This window comes from Serratia nematodiphila DZ0503SBS1, assembly GCF_000738675.1.
GTDB lineage: Bacteria > Pseudomonadota > Gammaproteobacteria > Enterobacterales > Enterobacteriaceae > Serratia > Serratia nematodiphila.
In genome coordinates, this window is the sequence record NZ_JPUX01000001.1 from 385,761 (window position 1) to 404,211 (window position 18,451).

Annotated in this window: 18 protein-coding genes; 9 read left to right on the plus strand and 9 right to left on the minus strand. The window is 61.0% G+C overall.

Annotated elements, in window-relative coordinates:
• Positions 1-95: 95 nt before the first annotated feature.
• Positions 96-1,139, plus strand: coding sequence for a lysophospholipase L2 (pldB, locus tag JL05_RS01730; RefSeq protein WP_033631496.1), 1,044 nt, complete (start codon positions 96-98; stop codon positions 1,137-1,139).
• Between the two features lie 4 nt (positions 1,140-1,143).
• Entirely contained in the window at positions 1,144-1,941 is a 798-nt protein-coding gene (gene yigL / locus JL05_RS01735) for a sugar/pyridoxal phosphate phosphatase YigL (protein WP_033631497.1), read from the plus strand.
• 43 nt (positions 1,942-1,984) lie between these two features.
• Here the strand turns inward: yigL and glpQ are convergent, their stop codons facing one another.
• Entirely contained in the window at positions 1,985-3,064 is a 1,080-nt protein-coding gene (glpQ, locus tag JL05_RS01740) for a glycerophosphodiester phosphodiesterase (RefSeq protein ID WP_015376272.1), read from the minus strand.
• Between the two features lie 82 nt (positions 3,065-3,146).
• Entirely contained in the window at positions 3,147-4,499 is a 1,353-nt protein-coding gene (gene glpT / locus JL05_RS01745; protein ID WP_015376273.1) for a glycerol-3-phosphate transporter, read from the minus strand.
• A gap of 364 nt (positions 4,500-4,863) precedes the next feature.
• On the opposite strand from glpT, the gene glpA reads away from it, so the two are divergent.
• The 3 genes from glpA to glpC are packed head-to-tail and all read left to right on the plus strand — an operon-like array spanning position 4,864 to position 8,967.
• The gene (glpA, locus tag JL05_RS01750) at positions 4,864-6,513 is read left to right on the plus strand and encodes an anaerobic glycerol-3-phosphate dehydrogenase subunit A (RefSeq protein ID WP_033631498.1); all 1,650 of its coding nucleotides are present in this window, start codon (positions 4,864-4,866) and stop codon (positions 6,511-6,513) included.
• On the plus strand, positions 6,503-7,771 hold the full coding sequence (gene glpB, locus JL05_RS01755) for a glycerol-3-phosphate dehydrogenase subunit GlpB (protein ID WP_033631499.1): 1,269 nt from the start codon (positions 6,503-6,505) through the stop codon (positions 7,769-7,771). The genes glpA and glpB overlap by 11 nt, the downstream gene beginning before the upstream one ends.
• Complete coding sequence (glpC, locus tag JL05_RS01760) at positions 7,768-8,967, plus strand: anaerobic glycerol-3-phosphate dehydrogenase subunit GlpC (protein WP_016929482.1); 1,200 nt, start codon at positions 7,768-7,770, stop codon at positions 8,965-8,967. The genes glpB and glpC overlap by 4 nt, the downstream gene beginning before the upstream one ends.
• Before the next feature lie 34 nt (positions 8,968-9,001).
• Here the strand turns inward: glpC and JL05_RS01765 are convergent, their stop codons facing one another.
• The 3 genes from JL05_RS01765 to JL05_RS01775 all read right to left on the minus strand — a co-directional run bounded on the left by JL05_RS01765 (position 9,002) and on the right by JL05_RS01775 (position 10,781).
• Entirely contained in the window at positions 9,002-9,565 is a 564-nt protein-coding gene (locus JL05_RS01765; RefSeq protein ID WP_004934304.1) for a DcrB family lipoprotein, read from the minus strand.
• An 80-nt stretch (positions 9,566-9,645) separates the two neighbouring features.
• Complete coding sequence (locus JL05_RS01770; protein WP_033631500.1) at positions 9,646-10,080, minus strand: GNAT family N-acetyltransferase; 435 nt, start codon at positions 10,078-10,080, stop codon at positions 9,646-9,648.
• 41 nt (positions 10,081-10,121) lie between these two features.
• A complete protein-coding gene (locus JL05_RS01775; protein WP_004934310.1) occupies positions 10,122-10,781 on the minus strand; it encodes a 7-cyano-7-deazaguanine/7-aminomethyl-7-deazaguanine transporter in 660 nt (219 codons plus the stop codon).
• Between the two features lie 220 nt (positions 10,782-11,001).
• Between JL05_RS01775 and tusA the strand changes: the two genes are divergently transcribed.
• The gene (gene tusA, locus JL05_RS01780) at positions 11,002-11,247 is read left to right on the plus strand and encodes a sulfurtransferase TusA (protein WP_004934314.1); all 246 of its coding nucleotides are present in this window, start codon (positions 11,002-11,004) and stop codon (positions 11,245-11,247) included.
• A gap of 80 nt (positions 11,248-11,327) precedes the next feature.
• Here tusA and JL05_RS01785 read toward each other — a convergent pair whose 3' ends face one another.
• Complete coding sequence (locus JL05_RS01785) at positions 11,328-13,646, minus strand: zinc/cadmium/mercury/lead-transporting ATPase (RefSeq protein WP_033631501.1); 2,319 nt, start codon at positions 13,644-13,646, stop codon at positions 11,328-11,330.
• A 683-nt stretch (positions 13,647-14,329) separates the two neighbouring features.
• Here JL05_RS01785 and JL05_RS01790 point away from each other — a divergent pair.
• Positions 14,330-15,793: a serralysin family metalloprotease gene (locus JL05_RS01790; protein WP_033631502.1), complete on the plus strand. Its 1,464-nt coding sequence runs from the start codon at positions 14,330-14,332 to the stop codon at positions 15,791-15,793.
• A gap of 55 nt (positions 15,794-15,848) precedes the next feature.
• Entirely contained in the window at positions 15,849-16,226 is a 378-nt protein-coding gene (locus tag JL05_RS01795; RefSeq protein ID WP_015376281.1) for an AprI/Inh family metalloprotease inhibitor, read from the plus strand.
• A gap of 40 nt (positions 16,227-16,266) precedes the next feature.
• On the opposite strand, the gene JL05_RS01800 is transcribed toward JL05_RS01795, so the two are convergent.
• Positions 16,267-16,893, minus strand: a complete 627-nt coding sequence (locus JL05_RS01800; RefSeq protein ID WP_033631503.1) for a lysoplasmalogenase — start codon at positions 16,891-16,893, stop codon at positions 16,267-16,269.
• Between the two features lie 160 nt (positions 16,894-17,053).
• Between JL05_RS01800 and JL05_RS01805 the strand changes: the two genes are divergently transcribed.
• Positions 17,054-17,410: a DUF2500 domain-containing protein gene (locus JL05_RS01805; protein WP_015376283.1), complete on the plus strand. Its 357-nt coding sequence runs from the start codon at positions 17,054-17,056 to the stop codon at positions 17,408-17,410.
• A 3-nt stretch (positions 17,411-17,413) separates the two neighbouring features.
• On the opposite strand, the gene JL05_RS01810 is transcribed toward JL05_RS01805, so the two are convergent.
• Entirely contained in the window at positions 17,414-17,686 is a 273-nt protein-coding gene (locus JL05_RS01810) for a DUF1145 family protein (protein ID WP_004934327.1), read from the minus strand.
• Entirely contained in the window at positions 17,676-18,296 is a 621-nt protein-coding gene (gene rsmD / locus JL05_RS01815; RefSeq protein WP_015376284.1) for a 16S rRNA (guanine(966)-N(2))-methyltransferase, read from the minus strand. The genes JL05_RS01810 and rsmD overlap by 11 nt, the downstream gene beginning before the upstream one ends.
• Between the last annotated feature and the right edge of the window lie 155 nt (positions 18,297-18,451).

The following is an 18,451-nucleotide window of genomic DNA, read 5'->3' on the forward strand; positions in this document are numbered from 1 at the left end:
CGCCGTTTTTGTCAGAATTGAATCACAATACGCTAGTATGATTTCTTGTGCCAGCGGTCACATTTTCCGCCGGCCCCACAGGGAAAACGCTCTCGATGACCTCGTTCACTCTCAGCTCCGATGACTGGTTAACGCGTGAAACGCAGTTCGCTGCCTTCGCCACCGGGCCGCTGTTGGATTTCTGGCGGCAGCGCGAAGAAGGCGAATTCAGCGGCGTGGACGGCGTGCCGATCCGCTTTGTGCGCTTCAGTTCTGCGCGGCATCAGCGAGTGGTGGTGGTCAGCCCCGGCCGCATCGAAAGCTACGTGAAATACCCTGAGGTGGCCTACGATCTGTTCCACTGCGGCTACGACGTGGTGATCGTCGATCATCGCGGGCAGGGGCGTTCCGGGCGTTTACTGGCGGATACGCACCGCGGTCATGTGGTAAACTTCGCCGACTACGTGGACGATTTCGAACAGCTGTGGCTGCGCGAGGTCGAATCGCACGGTTATCGGCAGCGCTTCGCGCTGGCGCATTCGATGGGCGGCGCGATCCTGGCGCAGTTCCTGCAGCGCCGGCCGCAGGCGTTCGACGCGGCGGCGTTTTGCGCGCCGATGTTCGGCATCCGGTTGCCGATGCCGGGTTGGCTGGCCGATCGCATTCTCGACTGGGCGGAGACCCGCCCGGCGATCCGCGACTATTACGCGGTGGGCACCGGCCAGTGGCGTCCGTTGCCCTATGTGGTCAACGTGTTGACCCATAGCCGCGAGCGTTACCGGCGCAGCCTGCGTTATTATGCCGATTACCCCGAGCTGCAGGTGGGCGGGCCGACCTACCATTGGGTGCGGGAGAGCATCCGCGCCGGCCGGCAGATTATCGCGCGGGCCGGGAAGATCACCACGCCGCTGTTGCTTTTGCAGGCCGGTGAAGAACGGGTAGTCGACAACCGTTCGCACCAGGCTTTTTGTCAGGCTCTGTCAGACGCGGGGCGCCCTTGCGAAGGGAGGCTCCCGTGGGTTATCAACGGCGCACGCCATGAGATCCTGTTCGAGCGGGACGCGCTGCGCGCCGAAGCACTGAACGCAATTCTGCGCTTCTTTGCTCAACACTTAGGCGGTGCGCTGCCGCCGACAACTCCATCAGAGGTTAGAACATAACGCTATGTATCACGTCGTCGCTTCCGATTTAGATGGCACGCTGCTGTCTCCCGACCATACCCTGTCGCCGTACGCTAAAGAAACGCTGAAGTTGCTGACTCAGCGCGGCGTGCATTTCGTGTTCGCCACCGGCCGCCACCATATCGACGTGGCGCAGATCCGCGACAGCCTGGAGATCAGCGCCTTTATGATCACCTCCAACGGCGCACGGGTGCACAACACCGCCGGCGAACTGATTTTCAGCCACAACCTGGACGGGGATATCGCCCGCGATCTGTACGGCATGCTGCACGACGATCCGGATATCACCACCAACGTCTACCGTAACGACGATTGGTTTACCAACCGCGAAAGCCCGGAGCAGGAAGAGTTCTTCCAGGAGTCGGTGTTCAAATATCAGCTGTTTGAGCCGGGCCTGCTGGAAACCGACTGCGTCTGCAAGGTTTACTTCACCTGTGAAGATCACGAGCGGTTGCTGCAGGTGGAAGACGCCATCAACGCGCGCTGGGGCGATCGGGTCAACGTCAGCTTCTCGTTCCCGACCTGCCTGGAAGTGATGGCGGGCGGCGTGTCGAAAGGGCATGCGCTGGAAGAAGTGGCCAAGATCATCGGCTATACGCTGCAAGAGTGCATCGCCTTCGGCGACGGCATGAACGATCTGGAGATGTTGTCGATGGCCGGCAAGGGCTGCATCATGCGCGACGCGCATCAGCGCCTGAAGGACATGCTGCCGGAGCTGGAAGTGATCGGCTCCAACGTCGATAACGCGGTGCCGCACTACCTGCGCAAGATGTTCCTCTGAAATAACCATTAAATAATAAGGGCGCCTCGCGGCGCCCTTGGCATTACTTGTGCTGGCCCTGCTTCTGCAGGAACTGCACGCCCTTGTCCGGGAAGTCGGTGAACACGCCGTCGACGCCGGCCTGGTTGTAAATCACGTCATACAGTTGGTTCACGTCGGTCACGTACTTCGGCAGCGCATCGGCGCGGATGGTGAACGGATGCACCGCCAGCTTGCTGGCGTGCGCTTCTTTCACCATGTCGGTCAGCACGATGTGGCCCGGCTTGGATTGATCCGCCACCACCAGCATGTGGTAGTCCGGCCCGATGCCGTCGGCATACTGAGCGATTTTCTTCATCGCGCCCGGTTTGAACATCCAGTCGTAGTCGTATTCCACCCACTTGCCGTCGGCTTTCTGCTCGTAGGTTTCCTGCCAGTCGTTATAGGCGATCAGCTGCACCAGCTTCAGATCCATGCCCAGCTTCGGCTCCAGCTCGTTCTTGATGCGCTTGAGCTCGTTGGCGTCGAAGCACTGCAGGTAGACGTTGTCGTTCTTGCCGGTGTAGCCGTACTGCTTGAGCACCGCCAGCACTTTGCTGGAGATGTCTTTGCCTTCCTGTTTGTGGAACCAAGGCGCCTTGATTTCAGGGTAGATGCCGATGTTCTTGCCGGTCGAATGGTTCAGACCCTGCACGAACTCGATCTCCTCCTGGAAGGTGTGCACGCGGAAGTCGGATTTGCCCATCGGGAAGCGGCCAGGGTAACCCTGCACCTTCTTGCCGTTTTCGATTTCAAAGCCTTCGGTGAACTTCAGCGATTTGATCTCCGCCAGCGTAAAGTCGATGGCGTAATAACGGCCGTCTTTACGCGCGCGGTCCGGGAAGCGTTCGGCGACGTCGGTGACGCGATCGAGGTAATGGTCGTGCAGCACCACCAGCTCGTTGTCCTTGGTCATCACCAGATCTTGTTCGAGATAATCGGCGCCCTGCGCGTAGGCCATCGCCTTCGCCGGCAGGGTGTGTTCCGGCAGGTAGCCGCTGGCGCCGCGGTGGGCGATGACCACTTTGTCCGCCGCCTGCGCGGCGCTGACCATCGAGGTGGCGAGAATGATCCCTGTCAGCAGGGCTTTGACTTGAGTCCGCATTCCGTTTTCTCCGTGTTGTTGGGGGCAGGGTAGTAAAAAGGCCGCAGGGCGGCCTTTAAATCATGCAAAAGTCGTGTGACGCTTAACCGCGCTTGGCGGCGATTTCCGCGTGGTGTTTCTTCTCGTTCAGCATGGTCAGCAGCAGCAGGATGACCGCTGCGATGCTGCCGCCGATCATCACCATGAAGCCGCCGTCCCAACCGAAGAAGTCTACGGTGTAACCGACGATGGCGCTGGCCGCGACCGAGCCGCCCAGGTAGCCGAACAGGCCGGTGAAGCCCGCGGCGGTGCCGGCGGCTTTCTTCGGCGCCAGCTCCAGCGCGTGCAGGCCGATCAGCATAACCGGGCCGTAGATCAGGAAGCCGATGACCAGCATACAGATCATGTCCACGGTCGGGTTGCCGGCCGGGTTCATCCAGAACACCACGGTGGCGATGGTCACCAGCGTCATGAAGAACACGCCGGTGGCGCCGCGGTTGCCTTTGAACACTTTGTCCGACATCCAGCCGCACAGCAGAGTGCCCGGGATACCGGCGTATTCATACAGGAAGTAGGCCCAGGAAGACTTGTCCAGCGCGAAGTGCTTCACTTCTTTCAGGTAGGTCGGCGACCAGTCCAGAATGCCGTAACGCAGCAGGTAGACGAACACGTTGGCGACCGCGATGTACCACAGCAGCTTGTTCGGCAGGATGTACTGCATGAAGATCTGCTTGGCGGTCAGCTCTTCTTCGTCTTTTTCGCTGTAGTCGTCCGGATAGTCGTTTTTGTACTCTTCAATCGGCGGCAGGCCGCAGGATTGCGGGGTGTCGCGCATCAGGGCGAAGGCGATCAGGGCCACCAGGATGGCGCCGAAGGCCGGCATGTACAGCGCCGCGTGCCAGTCGTTGAACCAGGCCATGCCCAGCAGGAACAGCAGCGGCGGCAGGCCGCCACCCACGTTGTGGGCGCAGTTCCAGATGGAAACGATGCCGCCGCGTTCTTTCTGCGACCACCAGTGCACCATGGTACGGCCGCACGGCGGCCAACCCATGCCCTGGAACCAGCCGCACAGGAACAGCAGAACGAACATCACCGCGATGCTGGAGGTGGCCCACGGCACGAAGCCCATGAACAACATCACCGCCGCCGCCAGGATCAGGCCGGCAGGCAGGAACACTCGCGGGTTGGAACGGTCGGAGACCGAACCCATGATGAATTTGGAGAAGCCGTAGGCGATGGAGATGCCCGACAGCGCGAAGCCGAGGTCGCCGCGGCTGAAGCCTTGTTCGATCAGGTAAGGCATGGCCAGGGTGAAGTTCTTACGCACCAGATAGTAAGCGGCGTAACCGAAGAAGATCCCCAGGAAAATTTGCCAGCGCAGCTTACGGTAGAGCGGGTCTACCTTATCGCTCGGCACACGGGCGATGTGTGCGGCCGGCTTAAAAATACTCAACATGAGCGCCTCCGATGGCTTTATCTGTTATCACATCAATATGACCTTTTACGTTCATTTGATGATTGAGCGGATATCGAATGTGGTGTTTTTGTGTTCCATAACGAGCGCCATTGTCGACAAATACGCCTGGTGTCGCTGTGACGAATGGCGCAATTGTTACACTTTCATGAAACCACGGCGGATTTTGAGCGATTCGTTAACGTTATGAAATAGAAAAACGTCCAAAAATCGTGATTATGATCACATTGATGGTTTTTTGTGGACATTTTTATTTCGTTTTATGTTCGTTCTTGTTCCTTATCAAACAAAGACCCTAATAACCGTGGCTCAATAGGCTCATAACTACCGATCCTGAGGGAGCGACATGAGCAGCTATTTTGACGGCGGCGAAACGGATGTGATCATCATCGGCGGCGGCGCCACCGGCGCAGGCATTGCCCGCGATTGTGCGCGGCGCGGCTTGCGCTGCATTTTGCTGGAGCGTCACGACATCGCCACCGGCGCCACCGGCCGCAACCACGGCTTGCTGCACAGCGGCGCGCGCTATGCGGTGACCGACGGCGAGTCGGCGCGCGAGTGCATCGAAGAGAACCGCATCCTGAAACGCATCGCGCATCACTGTATCGAGCGCACCGATGGGCTGTTCATCACCCTGCCGCAGGACTCGCTGGAGTATCAGCAACAGTTTATCGCCGCCTGTCGCCAGGCCGACATCGACGCCGAAGCGATCGACCCGCAGCTGGCGCTGCGGCTGGAGCCGGCGGCTAATCCGGCGCTGATTGGCGCGGTGCGGGTGCCGGACGGCACCGTCGATCCTTTCCGGCTGACCGCCGCCAACATGCTGGATGCGCGCGAGCACGGCGCGCAGATCCTGACTTACCACCAGGTGGTCGGATTGTTGCGCAGCGGCGACCGGGTGACGGGCGTGCGCGTTTACGACCATCAGAATCAGCGGCGCTATGAGCTGCACGCGCCGGTGGTGGTCAACGCCGCCGGCATCTGGGGCCAACAGATCGCCGAATACGCCGATTTGCGTATCCGCATGTTCCCGGCCAAGGGAGCGCTGCTGATCCTCGGTCACCGCATCAACAACATGGTGATCAACCGTTGCCGCAAACCGGCGGACGCCGACATCCTGGTGCCGGGCGACACCATCTCGCTGATCGGCACCACCTCGACCCATATCGACTACGACCAAATCGATAACATGCTGGTGACGCCGCAGGAGGTGGACATTCTGATCCGCGAGGGGGCGCTGCTGGCGCCCACCCTGGCGCAGACCCGCATTCTGCGCGCCTATGCCGGGGTGCGGCCGCTGGTGGCCAGCGACGACGATCCCAGCGGGCGCAACGTCAGCCGCGGCATCGTGCTGCTCGATCACGCCGCCCGCGACGGGCTGGAAGGGTTTATCACCATCACCGGCGGCAAGCTGATGACCTACCGCCTGATGGCGGAGTGGGCTACCGACAAGGTGTGCGAAAAGCTCGGGGTAAACCGCCCGTGCACCACCGCGCAGGACGCGTTGCCCGGATCCCGTCAGTCGGCGGAGGAAACGGTGCGCAGCGTGGTTTCTCTGCCCGCCAGCATTCGCGGCTCGGCGATTTACCGGCACGGCGATCGCGCCAGCCAGGTGCCGGCGGCCGATCGGCTCGACACCAGCCTGGTGTGCGAGTGCGAGGCGGTGACCGCCGGGGAAGTGCGCTATGCGGTCAATTCGCTGACCGTCAATAACCTGGTGGATCTGCGCCGCCGCACCCGCGTCGGCATGGGCACCTGCCAGGGTGAACTCTGCGCCTGCCGCGCCGCCGGGCTGCTGACGCGCTTCAAGGTCAGCACGCCGCAGCAATCCATCGCGCAGCTGTCGCAGTTCCTCAACGAACGCTGGAAAGGCGTGCGGCCGATCGCCTGGGGCGATGCGCTGCGCGAGAGCGAATTCACCAGTTGGGTTTACCAAGGGTTATGCGGGCTTGAGGCCCAGGCAGACAAAGAGCAGGAGGCGGATGATGCGATTTGACGTAGTGGTGATTGGCGGCGGCCTGGCGGGCTTGAGCTGCGCCATTGCCGTGGCCGAACAGGGCAAACGCTGTGCGGTGGTCAGTTCCGGCCAGAGCGCGCTCTACTTCTCCTCCGGCTCGCTCGATCTGCTGGCGAGATTGCCGGACGGCACGCCGGTCGAGATGCCGCTGGCGGCGCTGCCGCAGCTGGCGCAACAGGCGCCGGAGCATCCGTATTCTCTGATTGGCCCCGGCCGGGTGGCGGCGCTGTCCGCCGCCGCGCAGCGGCTGCTGGAACGCTGCGGGCTGAATCTGCAGGGCGAGGGGGTGAACAACCATCTGCGCATTACGCCGCTCGGCACGCGCCGCGCTACCTGGCTCAGCCCGCAGGCGATCCCGACGCTGCCGCTGACCGGCCAACTGCCCTGGCGGCGCATTGCGGTGATCGGCATCGAAGGGTTCCTCGACTTCCAACCGCAGATGGCCGCCGACTCTCTGAGCCGCGAGCTCGGCGTAGAGGCGGATGTGGCCTATCTGCACATGCCGGCGCTGGACAGATTGCGCAATAACCCCAGCGAGTTCCGTGCGGTGAACATCGCCCGGGTACTGGATTTGATGGAAAGCCTGCCGCCGATGGCCGAAGAGCTGCGGCGGCTGGCGGGCGAGGCCGAGGCGCTCTTCCTGCCGGCCTGTCTGGGCCTGGAGGACGACGCGTCGCTGGCGGTGCTGCAGGATGTGGTCGGTAAGCCGATCCGGCTGCTGCCGACGCTGCCGCCTTCGGTGCCCGGCATGCGCTTGCATCAGGCGCTGCGGCGGCGTTTCCAGCAGCTGGGCGGCGTTTTCATGCCGGGCGACAGCGTGCTGCGCGCCGAGAGCGAAGCCGGCCGCGTCACCGGTTTGTACACCCGCAACCACGGCGATATTCCGCTGCGGGCGCAGCAGGTGGTGCTGGCCAGCGGCAGCTTCTTCAGCAATGGGCTGGTAGCGGATTTCGATGAAGTGCGTGAGCCGATCTTCGGGCTGGACGTGCACAGCCGCGCCGATCGCGCCGACTGGAGCCGGCGCGAGCTGTTCGCGCCACAGCCTTATCTGCAGTTTGGCGTGCGTACCGACGGCAGACTGCGGGCGATGAAGCAGGGAATGCCGTTCGACAATCTGTATGCCATCGGTGCGGTCGCCGGCGGCTACGATCCGCTGCAGCAGGGCTGCGGCGCCGGCGTGTCATTGATCGGTGCGCTGCACGTTGCGCAGCAGATCGCCGCGGAGGAGAACGCATGAGTCTGCATCAGGATCACAGCTTTGAAAGCTGCATCAAATGCACCGTCTGCACCACCTACTGCCCGGTCGCCAAAGTGAACCCGCTCTACCCGGGGCCGAAACAGGCGGGGCCAGACGGCGAGCGGCTGCGGCTGAAAGACCCGGCGCTGTACGACGAGGCGTTGAAATATTGCACCAACTGCAAGCGTTGTGAAGTGGCCTGCCCGTCCGACGTCAAAATCGGCGACATCATTCAGCGCGCCCGCGCCGACTTTGCCCAGAGCAAGCCGACGCTGCGTGACGCCATCCTCAGCCACACCGATATCATGGGATCGCTGTCGACGCCGTTCGCGCCGATCGTCAACGCCGCCACCGGGCTGAAACCGGTGCGCAAGCTGCTGGACAAGGCGCTGAAGATCGATCACCGTCGTGAACTGCCGAAATATTCCTTCGGCACCTTCCGCCGCTGGTACCGGCAACAGGCGCAGGCGCAGCAGCGTTACGCCGAGCAGGTGGCGTTCTTCCACGGCTGCTTCGTCAACTATAACCACCCGCAGCTGGGCAAGGATTTGATCCGGGTGTTCAATGCGCTGGATATCGGCGTGCAGCTGCTGAAGCGCGAGAAATGCTGCGGCGTGCCGCTGATCGCCAACGGGTTTATCGAGCAGGCCAAAAAGCAGGCCAGGGTCAATGCCGAATCGCTGCATGAAACGGTGCTGGAGCGCGGCATTCCGGTGGTGGCCACTTCGTCGAGCTGCACCTTCACCCTGCGTGACGAATACCCTCATCTGCTGGACGTAGACACCACCCCGGTGCGCGATCGGGTGGAGCTGGCGACGCGCTATCTCTATCGTCTGATCAATCAGGGGCGCAGCCTGCCGCTGAAACGCACGCCGCTGCGGGTGGCTTATCACACGCCTTGCCATATGGAGAAGATGGGCTGGACCGCCTACACTCTGGAGCTGCTGCGGCAGATACCGGGGCTGGAGCTGGTGGTGCTGGATTCGCAGTGCTGCGGCATCGCCGGCACCTACGGGTTCAAATCGGAGAACTACGCCACGTCGCAGGGCATCGGCGCGCCGCTGTTCCGGCAGATAGAAGAGAGCGGGGTGGATCTGGTGGTGACCGACTGCGAGACCTGCAAATGGCAGATAGAAATGTCCACCAGCAAACGCTGCGAACATCCGATCACCCTGCTGGCGCAGGCGCTGGCATAAAACGAAAGGGCCGGCAAGCCGGCCCTTTGTGGGATTACTGCTTCAGCTTCAGGGTGGAGATGATGCCTTCGGCTTCGGTCTGCGCCTGCTGCTGATTGTCCGCCGGCAGCGTTACCTGAATGGTAAGCATGTTGTTGTTCAGCGAGCCGATCAGGACGGAAGAATAGGCTTTCTCGCCGCCGCTGGTGATGATGCTGTCCAGCTGACGCAGCGGCACACCGTTGACGTCGAGCGCTTTGTTGGTGATCACCTGCAGGTTGGCGTCACGCGCGCGTTGGGTATTCTCCAGGCGCTTGGCCAGGGTCTCCAGGCTGTCGGCGGTCTTGTCACCCAGGATCACAATCACCGCGCGCTGGCCGGTGCTGTCTGCGTAAACATGCATGTTGTTAGCCTGGTTGCCCAGCTTGCCGCTCTGATCCGCCATGCCGACCGGCAGGGTGAACGCCAGTTTACCGTCCAGCAGGCTCACCTGTTGCCCGGCCGGCGCGCTGGCCGCCGTGCCGTCCGTTGCCGCCTTGGTGTCTTTGGTTTCGCCGTCGCAGGCCGCGAGGCCAAGCGCCAGCAGGCTGATACCCATCAATTTCGCTACTTTACGCATCGGGCTTCCTTCTTCCTTTCCGGTAGGGATTCACTGTCGTATCGCAACCTATTCCAGGTTGAAATGCAAGGCAGATGTTGTCACAAGTTTTTTTCCAGTAATAGCCGATAATCAGCCACTTCGCCTTTCTTTTCCAGCTGAACAATCTGATAGTGGTGGGCGATCAGCATCGTCAGCATGGCGCGGAACCGGTTACGGGTTTTGATCGTCAGTTGGCGATAGCCCTGCGCCCGCGCCCAGCGTTCCTGTTCAGCCAACAAGGCCTGCGCCACGCCGTGGCGACGAAATGCCGGCAGCACGCCGCCCAGCCAGCTGTAAAACACCGTTTCCTGCCGTTGATAACCGAGTTTGAAACCGGCCGGTTGCCCGGCTATCTCGGCGATCAACAGGCTGGCGGGGGCGGTGCCGATGCGCCGCTGCAGATCGGCCAGGCTATGCAGGCCGCCGAATTCGGGGATGCGTTGGTAAAGGCGGTGGATGTCTTCAAGCGTGGCGGTGCGGACGATTGGGGTCATGAGCGGCCTCCAAAGGATAGGGCCGCCCAGAATAACACGACTCAGCCCGGCTGCAGGCCGCCGCTGCGCGCCGCGATGCGTTTGAGCAGCATGTTCAGCAATACGCCGTACATCGGCAGGAAGAACAGCAGGCAGATCATCACCTTGAAGCTGTAATCCACCAGCGCGATCTCCACCCAGTTGTTGGCCATGAAGGGATCGCTGCTCTTATAAAAGGCGATGAAGAAGAACGCCAGCGTATCGCTGATGTTGCCGAGGAACATCGCCGCCGCCGGCGCCACCCACCAGGCGCTGCGTTGACGCAGGCGGTTGAAGACGTGTACGTCGAGGATCTGCCCGAGCACATAGGCCATAAAGCTGGCGACGGCGATGCGCGCCACGAACAGGTTAAAACTGTTCAGCGCCGCAAAGCCCTGCCATTCTCCCTGATAGGTGACGGTGGAGATCACATAAGAGATGAACAGCGCCGGCACCATCACCGCCAGGATGATGCGCCGCGCCAGCGGCGCGCCGAAGATGCGCACGGTCAGATCGGTCGCCAGGAAGATAAACGGGAAAGTAAAGGCGCCCCAGGTGGTATGGAAGCCGAAAACGGTGATCGGCAGCTGCACCAGGTAGTTGCTGGAGGTAATGATGGCGATATGAAACAGCGAAAGCCAGACCAACGCGGTGAAGCGCTGCTGTGCGGTAAACGAATACATGTTGTAGCCTTTTTAGCAGTGGGGTGAGGGAACCCAGTGTGTCTTGTCAAAACAGCAAAAAACGCTGCGCGGCGGCATGATACGCGTTTGCGCAACCAATGCAATGGTTAAATTTAACGCAAACGTTAACGCATCTTGCGCAGAAAAACTACCGGCGTAAACTAGGCGCTAATGAGATGCGGCGAGCGTTCGCCGATCGTTTTTGAACGAGAAAAATTGCATGACTGACTTATTTGCCCAGGCAGACCAGACGCTCGACGCGCTGGGGCTGCGCTGTCCGGAACCGGTGATGATGGTGCGTAAAACCGTGCGCCATATGGACAACGGCGAAACGCTGCTGATTATCGCCGACGATCCGGCCACCACCCGCGATATCCCGGGGTTCTGCCGCTTTATGGAGCACACGCTGGTGGCGCAGGAGACCGAACAGGTGCCATACCGTTATCTGTTACGTAAAGGCGTCTAACGGCGGCGCGGCCGAGTTAAAAGTTCCCTCCCCCAAATGACAACGGGCGCGGTATGCCGCGCCCGTGTTTGTTTCAGAGCTTAGCTGCGCTTTCTCAATAGCCGCAGCGCGTTGGCGGTGACCAGCGCGGTGGCGCCGGAGTCAGCCAGTACCGCCAGCCACAAACCGGTCAGCCCCAGCAGGCTGGTGATCAGGAAGACCCCCTTCAACCCCAGCGCGATGGTGATGTTTTGCCGGATATTGGCGTGGGTGGCGCGTGAGATGCGGATCATCTCCGCGACGCCCACCAGCCGGTTGTGGGTCAGGGCGGCGTCGGCGGTTTCCAGCGCCACGTCGGTGCCGCTGCCCATGGCGATGCCGATGTTGGAGGCTTTCATCGCCGGGGCGTCGTTGATGCCGTCGCCGATCATCGCCGTCGGGCGCAGTTCGCTCAGTTCGGTGACCGCGCTGACCTTATCTTCCGGCAGCAGACCGGCGCGATAGTCGAGGCCCAGCTCGCCGGCGATCGCGGCGGCGGCGCGCGGGTTGTCGCCGGTCAGCATCACGCCGCGAATGCCCAGCGCGTTCAGTTCGGCTATCGCCTGCTTGGCGTCGCCGCGCAGCGTATCGCGCAGCGCCAGCAAGCCGATGGGCGCGCCGTCTTCCAGCACCACCACCGCCGTTTTGCCGGCGTTTTCCAGCTTGTCTACCTGGCTCTGCCATTGGGTGGCGAGCAGGCCCGGCGCCAGCTTGCCCGGCGCGCTGATCAGCACGGTCTTGCCGTCCACGATCCCTTCCACGCCGACGCCGGCCAGCGCGCGGCGCGCCTGCGCCAGCGGCAGCTCAGCTCCGCTCTCGGCGGCGCGGTTGATGATCGCCTGCGCCAGCGGGTGATGCGAACCGGCTTCCACCGCGGCGGCAAGCTGCAGCAGCCGCTGTTCGGTGAGCGCGCCGATAGGCAGCACGTCGGTCACCGTCGGCTTGCCTTCGGTCAGGGTGCCGGTTTTATCGAAGGCGATGGTTTGGATCTGGCCCAGTTGCTCCAGCGCCGCGCCGCCTTTAATCAGCGCGCCGCGCCGCGTGGCGGCCGCCAGTCCGGAGGTAATGGCCGCCGGGGTCGAGATCACCAGCGCGCATGGACAGCCGATTAATAGCAGCGTCAGGCCGCGATAGATCCAGGTATCCCACGGCTGCGAGAACAGCAGCGGTGGCACCAGGATCACCGCGATGGCCAGCAGCATAATGGCCGGGGTGTAATAGCGGCTGAAGCGATCGAGGAAGCGTTCGATCGGCGCGCGGCGCTCTTCGGCCTCTTCAATCAACTGCAGAATACGGTCGATAGCATTTTTGCCGGGCTCGGAGATCACCTTCATCTGCGCCGCCTGATCGACGGACAGGCTGCCGGCAGCCACTTTCTCCCCCTGTTGGCGCTCGACCGGCACCGATTCGCCGGTCAGGGCGCTTTCATCGAAGCTGGCGAACGGATTGAGCAGCTCGGCGTCGGCCGGCAGGCGCCCACCGGGCGCGATTTCAATCACGTCGCCGGGGCGCAGGCTGGCGACCGGCACGCGTTTGCGTTCCGTGCCTTGTAGCAGCAGCGCATCTTCCGGCACCAGCTCCATCAGCGCCTTCACCCCGCGCCGTGCGCGGTTGGCGGCGTAGGATTCCAGCAGTTCGCCGACCATAAACAGCAGCAGCACCATCGCCGCTTCGGCGGTGGCGCCGATGAACAGCGCGCCGATGGCCGCCACGCTCATCAGCGTTTCGATGGCAAACGGCGTGCCGGAACGAATCAAACGCAGCGCCTTGGCGGCGACCGGCGCCAACCCGACCAGCGTGGTGGCGATAAAGGCGATGCGGCCCAGCTCCGGGTTAACCCGATCCAGCACCCAACTGACGACCATCAGGGTGGTTAACAGCAGCAGCGGCGCGAATTCACCGAAGCGTGAGGTTTTGGGCGCGGCGGTTTTGGCGGTCTGAGCGCCGAGCAGGGTAAAGCCGGCCTGGGCGACCGCGTCCTGGATCCGCAGGCTGATGTCGGACTGCGCGTCGACCACCAGTTTCTCGGTGGCGAACAACACGCGCGCGCTGTCGACGCCGGGGAGTGCGGTGACGGCATTTTCGATTTTCTTGGCGCAGCTGGGGCAGTCCATGCCGGTGACTTTCCAGCTGAAACGTTGGCTGCCGGAAGGGGGAGCGGCGGCCAGCCTGTCGCTTTCCTCGTCCGGATCGTCGGGTGCGGCGGTGCAGCAGCCGCTATCGCCATGATCGTGATGATGGTGGGCGTGTTCGGCCTGTGCGGCGGCGTTTTTCGGTTCGCTGCTGCAGCCGTGCTGAGTTTTGCTGTGGCTGTGGTTGCAGCCGCATCCGCCTTCGGCGTGGTGATGTTCCTGATGATTATGGTTTTGCTGATTGTGCATAACGTCCCCCTGCGGGCTGTTAAACGGGTTTGCTCAACTGACTCTACACCCTGGAGCCCACTCCAGAGTCAAGCGCCGGATGAGAATTATTGCTAACGGCGTTCAAGCGTAGAGAAGGGGGTATTCATTCAATAATGAATAATGCGGATTTTAATCTATCGGCTTTTCTTATCCCCTCTTGGGGCGAAAAGGCTCGCTGCCGTTAGTTTAAATAAGAAAATAATATTCCTATAGAAACTAAAAAATCGCCTGACCTAATAATAAAGAGTTATTAATCTATAACGCTTTAGCAAAATTTACCTTTTCCCCTGGGTAAAGCCAGCATGATTCGCTTGAGTCTGCAGGCCGCATTGCTATTGAAGTTTGGTGCCAACTTATCCTCACCAAGTTTCATTTGTTTTGTAAATAAGCCTAAAAAGCAGCATAACAAACTTTCGTTGCGATAATAAATGGTTGATTATTTTATGTGCAGTTTTGCGACCCTGCCTATAATTGGAATCGATTACCATTTTTAATGGTGATCTTATTTGCTGATATATATGCATTAATTCTACCTAACACACTGCCGGTAACGGCGCATAAGCCCCTTCCAGCAAGCTTAAGGTTCATTAACCGTGGCTTACGGGGAGGTTATGTCTATCTGTCTGATTGGTATCAATCAGGTAATGAGTGGAATCGAACCAATGCAATCTACTAAAAAGGCAATTGAAATTACTGAATCCAGCCTTGCGGCCGCGACAACCGGCTACGATGCTGTAGATGACCTGCTGCATTATCATGAGCGGGGTAACGGGATTCAGATTAATGGCAAGGATTCATTTTCTAACGAGCAAGCTGGGCTGTTTATTACCCGCGAGAACCAAACCTGGAACGGTTACAAGGTATTTGGCCAGCCGGTCAAATTAACCTTCTCCTTCCCGGACTATAAGTTCTCTTCCACCAACGTCGCCGGCGATACCGGGCTGAGCAAGTTCAGCGCGGAACAGCAGCAGCAGGCTAAGCTGTCGCTGCAGTCCTGGGCCGACGTCGCCAATATCACCTTCACCGAAGTGGCGGCCGGTCAAAAGGCCAATATCACCTTCGGCAATTACAGCCAGGATCGTCCCGGCCACTATGATTATGGTACCCAGGCCTACGCCTTCCTGCCGAACACCATTTGGCAGGGCCAGGATTTGGGCGGCCAGACCTGGTACAACGTCAACCAATCCAACGTGAAGCATCCGGCGACCGAAGACTACGGCCGCCAGACGTTCACCCATGAGATTGGCCATGCGCTGGGCCTGAGCCACCCGGGCGACTACAACGCCGGTGAGGGCAACCCGACCTATAACGACGTTACCTATGCGGAAGATACCCGCCAGTTCAGCCTGATGAGCTACTGGAGTGAAACCAACACCGGTGGCGACAACGGCGGTCACTATGCCGCGGCTCCGCTGCTGGATGACATTGCCGCCATTCAGCATCTGTATGGCGCGAACCTGTCGACCCGCACCGGCGACACCGTGTACGGCTTTAACTCCAATACCGGTCGTGACTTCCTCAGCACCACCAGCAATTCGCAGAAAGTGATCTTTGCGGCCTGGGATGCGGGTGGCAACGATACCTTCGACTTCTCCGGTTATACCGCTAACCAGCGCATCAACCTGAATGAGAAATCGTTCTCCGACGTGGGCGGCCTGAAGGGCAACGTCTCGATCGCCGCCGGTGTGACCATTGAGAACGCCATTGGCGGTTCCGGCAACGACGTGATCGTCGGCAACGCGGCCAACAACGTGCTGAAAGGCGGCGCGGGTAACGACGTGCTGTTCGGCGGCGGCGGGGCGGATGAACTGTGGGGCGGTGCCGGCAAAGACATCTTTGTGTTCTCTGCCGCCAGCGATTCCGCACCGGGTGCTTCCGACTGGATCCGCGACTTCCAGAAAGGGATCGACAAGATCGACCTGTCGTTCTTCAATAAAGAAGCGCAGAGCAGCGATTTCATTCACTTCGTCGATCACTTCAGCGGCACGGCCGGTGAGGCGCTGCTGAGCTACAACGCGTCCAGCAACGTGACCGATTTGTCGGTGAACATCGGTGGTCATCAGGCGCCGGACTTCCTGGTGAAAATCGTCGGCCAGGTAGACGTCGCCACGGACTTTATCGTGTAACACAGCAACGGAACGCCCGGCGCAGTCTCGGCCGGGCGTGATGCAGGAGCCCGGTATGAAAGGTACTTTAACGCGCGCCGCTTTGGCGGCGGGTGGCATGATGGTGACGAGTGCGGTGATGGCCGGCAGTTTGGCATTGCCGACCGCGCAGTCGCTGGCGGGGCAATGGCAGGTGGCCGACAGCGAACGGCAATGCCAAATCGAGTTTCTGGCGCATGAACAAAGCGAGACCAACGGCTATCAGCTGGTGGATCGGCAACAGTGTTTGCAGAGCGTGTTTGCGGCGGAAGTCGTGGGCTGGCGCCCGGCTCCGGACGGCATCGCCTTGCTGCGGGCGGATGGCAGCACGCTGGCGTTCTTCTCGCGCGACGGCGATCTGTACCGCAATCAGCTGGGTGCGGATGATGCTCTGACGTTGAAAGCGCTGGCTTGATGAAGAAACGGGTTCGGCGCGCCGAACCCGCGGTAGGTCTCTACAGGTAGAGCGAACGCACGATCAGGAAGTGGCCGGAGAAGTAACAGAAAGCCACGATGGCGTCCGCCGCGCGGAAGGTGAAGCGGTAGCGGTTGAGCAGCCAAACCACGTTGGCCAGCAGCAGCAGCGAGGTGCCGGTCAGCAGCGAGAAGCCGAAATCGGTGCTGCGCAGGAAATATTGTTCGCCCGCCAGCCAGACCATCAGCAGCGTCATCGCCACGTAGGTAACGATCGGCCAGCGCATCTCTTCCAGCCGAGTCCAGACGGTGGCCAGCAGCAGTGCGCCGATCGCCAGCAGCGCCAGCGGCAGCGGCCAGAACAGGCTGAACGTCATCTGGCTGGCGAAACTCAGGGTGTACAGCAGGTGGGACAGGAAAAAGGCGCCGATGGCATACAGCACCCGTTCGCGCGGCAACAGGAGCAATGCGTCGCCGATCAGCGTCGCCAGCAGGCCGAGTACGATCAGATAACCCGCAGCGCTGAGCACCGGCGCCTGCCAGGCCAACAGCAACAGCAGCAGCAGCGTGACGGGTTTGAACACCCAGCGCTGCCAGCGCGGCCCACGGTAAGAGGCGTCGACGAACAGCCAACCGGAAAAGGATACGGCAAGGAACGGCCAACTCATTAATGTCTTCCTTATGTATGAGGGAGCCGCAACAACCGGCTCCAAACTGTCACCCATGTCACTTCTTCATTTCAGTGTAGGTAGCCTGCCGGCGATCGACAATGCTTTCTTGAGAATGCTATGTTTACGCTGATTTAGCCGCGAAGGAAATGGGAAACCGATGAGTAAGCCACCGTTATTTTTTGTCGCCGTGATTGCGCTGATCGCCGTGCTGGCCACGCAACGCTACTTCAAGCAGCGGCAGCAGGAGGCGGAAAACGATCGCGCGCCGATGCGCAGTCTGCAGGTGACGGTGAGCGACAAACGCGCGGTGCCGGTCACCAAGACCCGCGCGCCGCAGCGCGAGCCGTTGGTCAATGAACCGATGAATTACGAGGTGGTGTTCAGCCCGGTACAGGGAGGTGAAGACATCCAGCTGCGGCTGAAGCAATGGCAGTACAACCCGATAGAAAAGGGCGCGCAGGGCACGTTGAACATGCAGGGCACGCGCTTCGTCTCGTTCACCGCTCAGCCGTAGCGGTCACTTCTTCTTGATGGGCGGCTGTTTCTTTTGCCAGGCCAGCAGCTCGAACACGCCAAAGATAAAGATCTTGGCCTCTTGCCAGTAGCTGATCGGCTGATCCTTCGGCTGGGTGGATTTCAACAGCACCAGCTGCAGGCCGTGCATCACCACCATAAAGAACAGCGCCACGTCGATGAAATACTTCAGCGGCTTGGGAAACGGATGGAACAGGTTAGAGAGCAGGAAGCCCCACACGCACAGCATCAGCAGGCGGCCCAGATTAATCAACATGGTCGGTTTTCTCTTGCGAACGAATATAAAGGCGATAGGCCACCTGGCCGGCGACCTTCTCCCGGTGCAGCTGCCAGCTGGCAGGCACGTCCGCCGCGGCGCTTTCCGCCTCGGCTTCTACATAGATCCAGGCCTCGTCGGCCAGCCAGCCGCGTTGCTCCAGCAACAGGGCGGTCTCCGCCAGCAGGCCTTTGCGAAACGGCGGATCGAGGAACACCACGTCGAACGGTTGGCCATCGCCCGCCAGCCAGCTCAGCGCGTTGGTGTTGATAACCACCCCTTTGCCCTGCAGCAGCGCCAGATTTTTTTCCAGCTGCTGCGCCACCGGCCGTTCGAATTCGAGCAGCGTGGCGCTGCCGGCATAGCGCGACAGCGCTTCCAGCCCCAATGCGCCGCTGCCGGCGAAACAGTCGAGGCAGCGCGCGCCCTGAATCACCGGCGCCAGCCAGTTGAACAGGGTTTCGCGTACCCGATCGGTGGTGGGGCGCAGCCCCGGGCTGTTCGGCACCGGGAGTTTGCGACCGCGCCATTGGCCGCCGATGATGCGGATCTGTCCGGCTGCGGCCTGGGGCGGTTTTTTGGCCGCCGCCCGTGGCGAGAGTCTTGTCATAAGCGTTGTTTGGTTTCTTTCGCGGCGCGGGGCCGCCGAGGTTAACGAAAAGTTGTCCCTATTCTACCGGTGACGGGCGTCGGGGGAACGGTAAAACGTTGTTGTCTGATTTCACGCCGGAAAGCATGCCGGATGCGTGTTGCTGGGCGAGGGAA

Coding starts and splice junctions, on each gene's coding strand:
- glpC (WP_016929482.1), top strand. CDS start 7,768: ATGAGTCTGCATCAGGATCACAGCTTTGAAAGCTGCATCAAATGCACC.
- JL05_RS01775 (WP_004934310.1), bottom strand. CDS start 10,781: ATGTATTCGTTTACCGCACAGCAGCGCTTCACCGCGTTGGTCTGGCTT.
- JL05_RS01770 (WP_033631500.1), bottom strand. CDS start 10,080: ATGACCCCAATCGTCCGCACCGCCACGCTTGAAGACATCCACCGCCTT.
- glpA (WP_033631498.1), top strand. CDS start 4,864: ATGAGCAGCTATTTTGACGGCGGCGAAACGGATGTGATCATCATCGGC.
- pldB (WP_033631496.1), top strand. CDS start 96: ATGACCTCGTTCACTCTCAGCTCCGATGACTGGTTAACGCGTGAAACG.
- tusA (WP_004934314.1), top strand. CDS start 11,002: ATGACTGACTTATTTGCCCAGGCAGACCAGACGCTCGACGCGCTGGGG.
- JL05_RS01795 (WP_015376281.1), top strand. CDS start 15,849: ATGAAAGGTACTTTAACGCGCGCCGCTTTGGCGGCGGGTGGCATGATG.
- yigL (WP_033631497.1), top strand. CDS start 1,144: ATGTATCACGTCGTCGCTTCCGATTTAGATGGCACGCTGCTGTCTCCC.
- JL05_RS01790 (WP_033631502.1), top strand. CDS start 14,330: ATGCAATCTACTAAAAAGGCAATTGAAATTACTGAATCCAGCCTTGCG.
- JL05_RS01785 (WP_033631501.1), bottom strand. CDS start 13,646: ATGCACAATCAGCAAAACCATAATCATCAGGAACATCACCACGCCGAA.
- glpQ (WP_015376272.1), bottom strand. CDS start 3,064: ATGCGGACTCAAGTCAAAGCCCTGCTGACAGGGATCATTCTCGCCACC.
- glpB (WP_033631499.1), top strand. CDS start 6,503: ATGCGATTTGACGTAGTGGTGATTGGCGGCGGCCTGGCGGGCTTGAGC.
- JL05_RS01765 (WP_004934304.1), bottom strand. CDS start 9,565: ATGCGTAAAGTAGCGAAATTGATGGGTATCAGCCTGCTGGCGCTTGGC.
- JL05_RS01805 (WP_015376283.1), top strand. CDS start 17,054: ATGAGTAAGCCACCGTTATTTTTTGTCGCCGTGATTGCGCTGATCGCC.
- JL05_RS01810 (WP_004934327.1), bottom strand. CDS start 17,686: ATGTTGATTAATCTGGGCCGCCTGCTGATGCTGTGCGTGTGGGGCTTC.
- glpT (WP_015376273.1), bottom strand. CDS start 4,499: ATGTTGAGTATTTTTAAGCCGGCCGCACACATCGCCCGTGTGCCGAGC.
- rsmD (WP_015376284.1), bottom strand. CDS start 18,296: ATGACAAGACTCTCGCCACGGGCGGCGGCCAAAAAACCGCCCCAGGCC.
- JL05_RS01800 (WP_033631503.1), bottom strand. CDS start 16,893: ATGAGTTGGCCGTTCCTTGCCGTATCCTTTTCCGGTTGGCTGTTCGTC.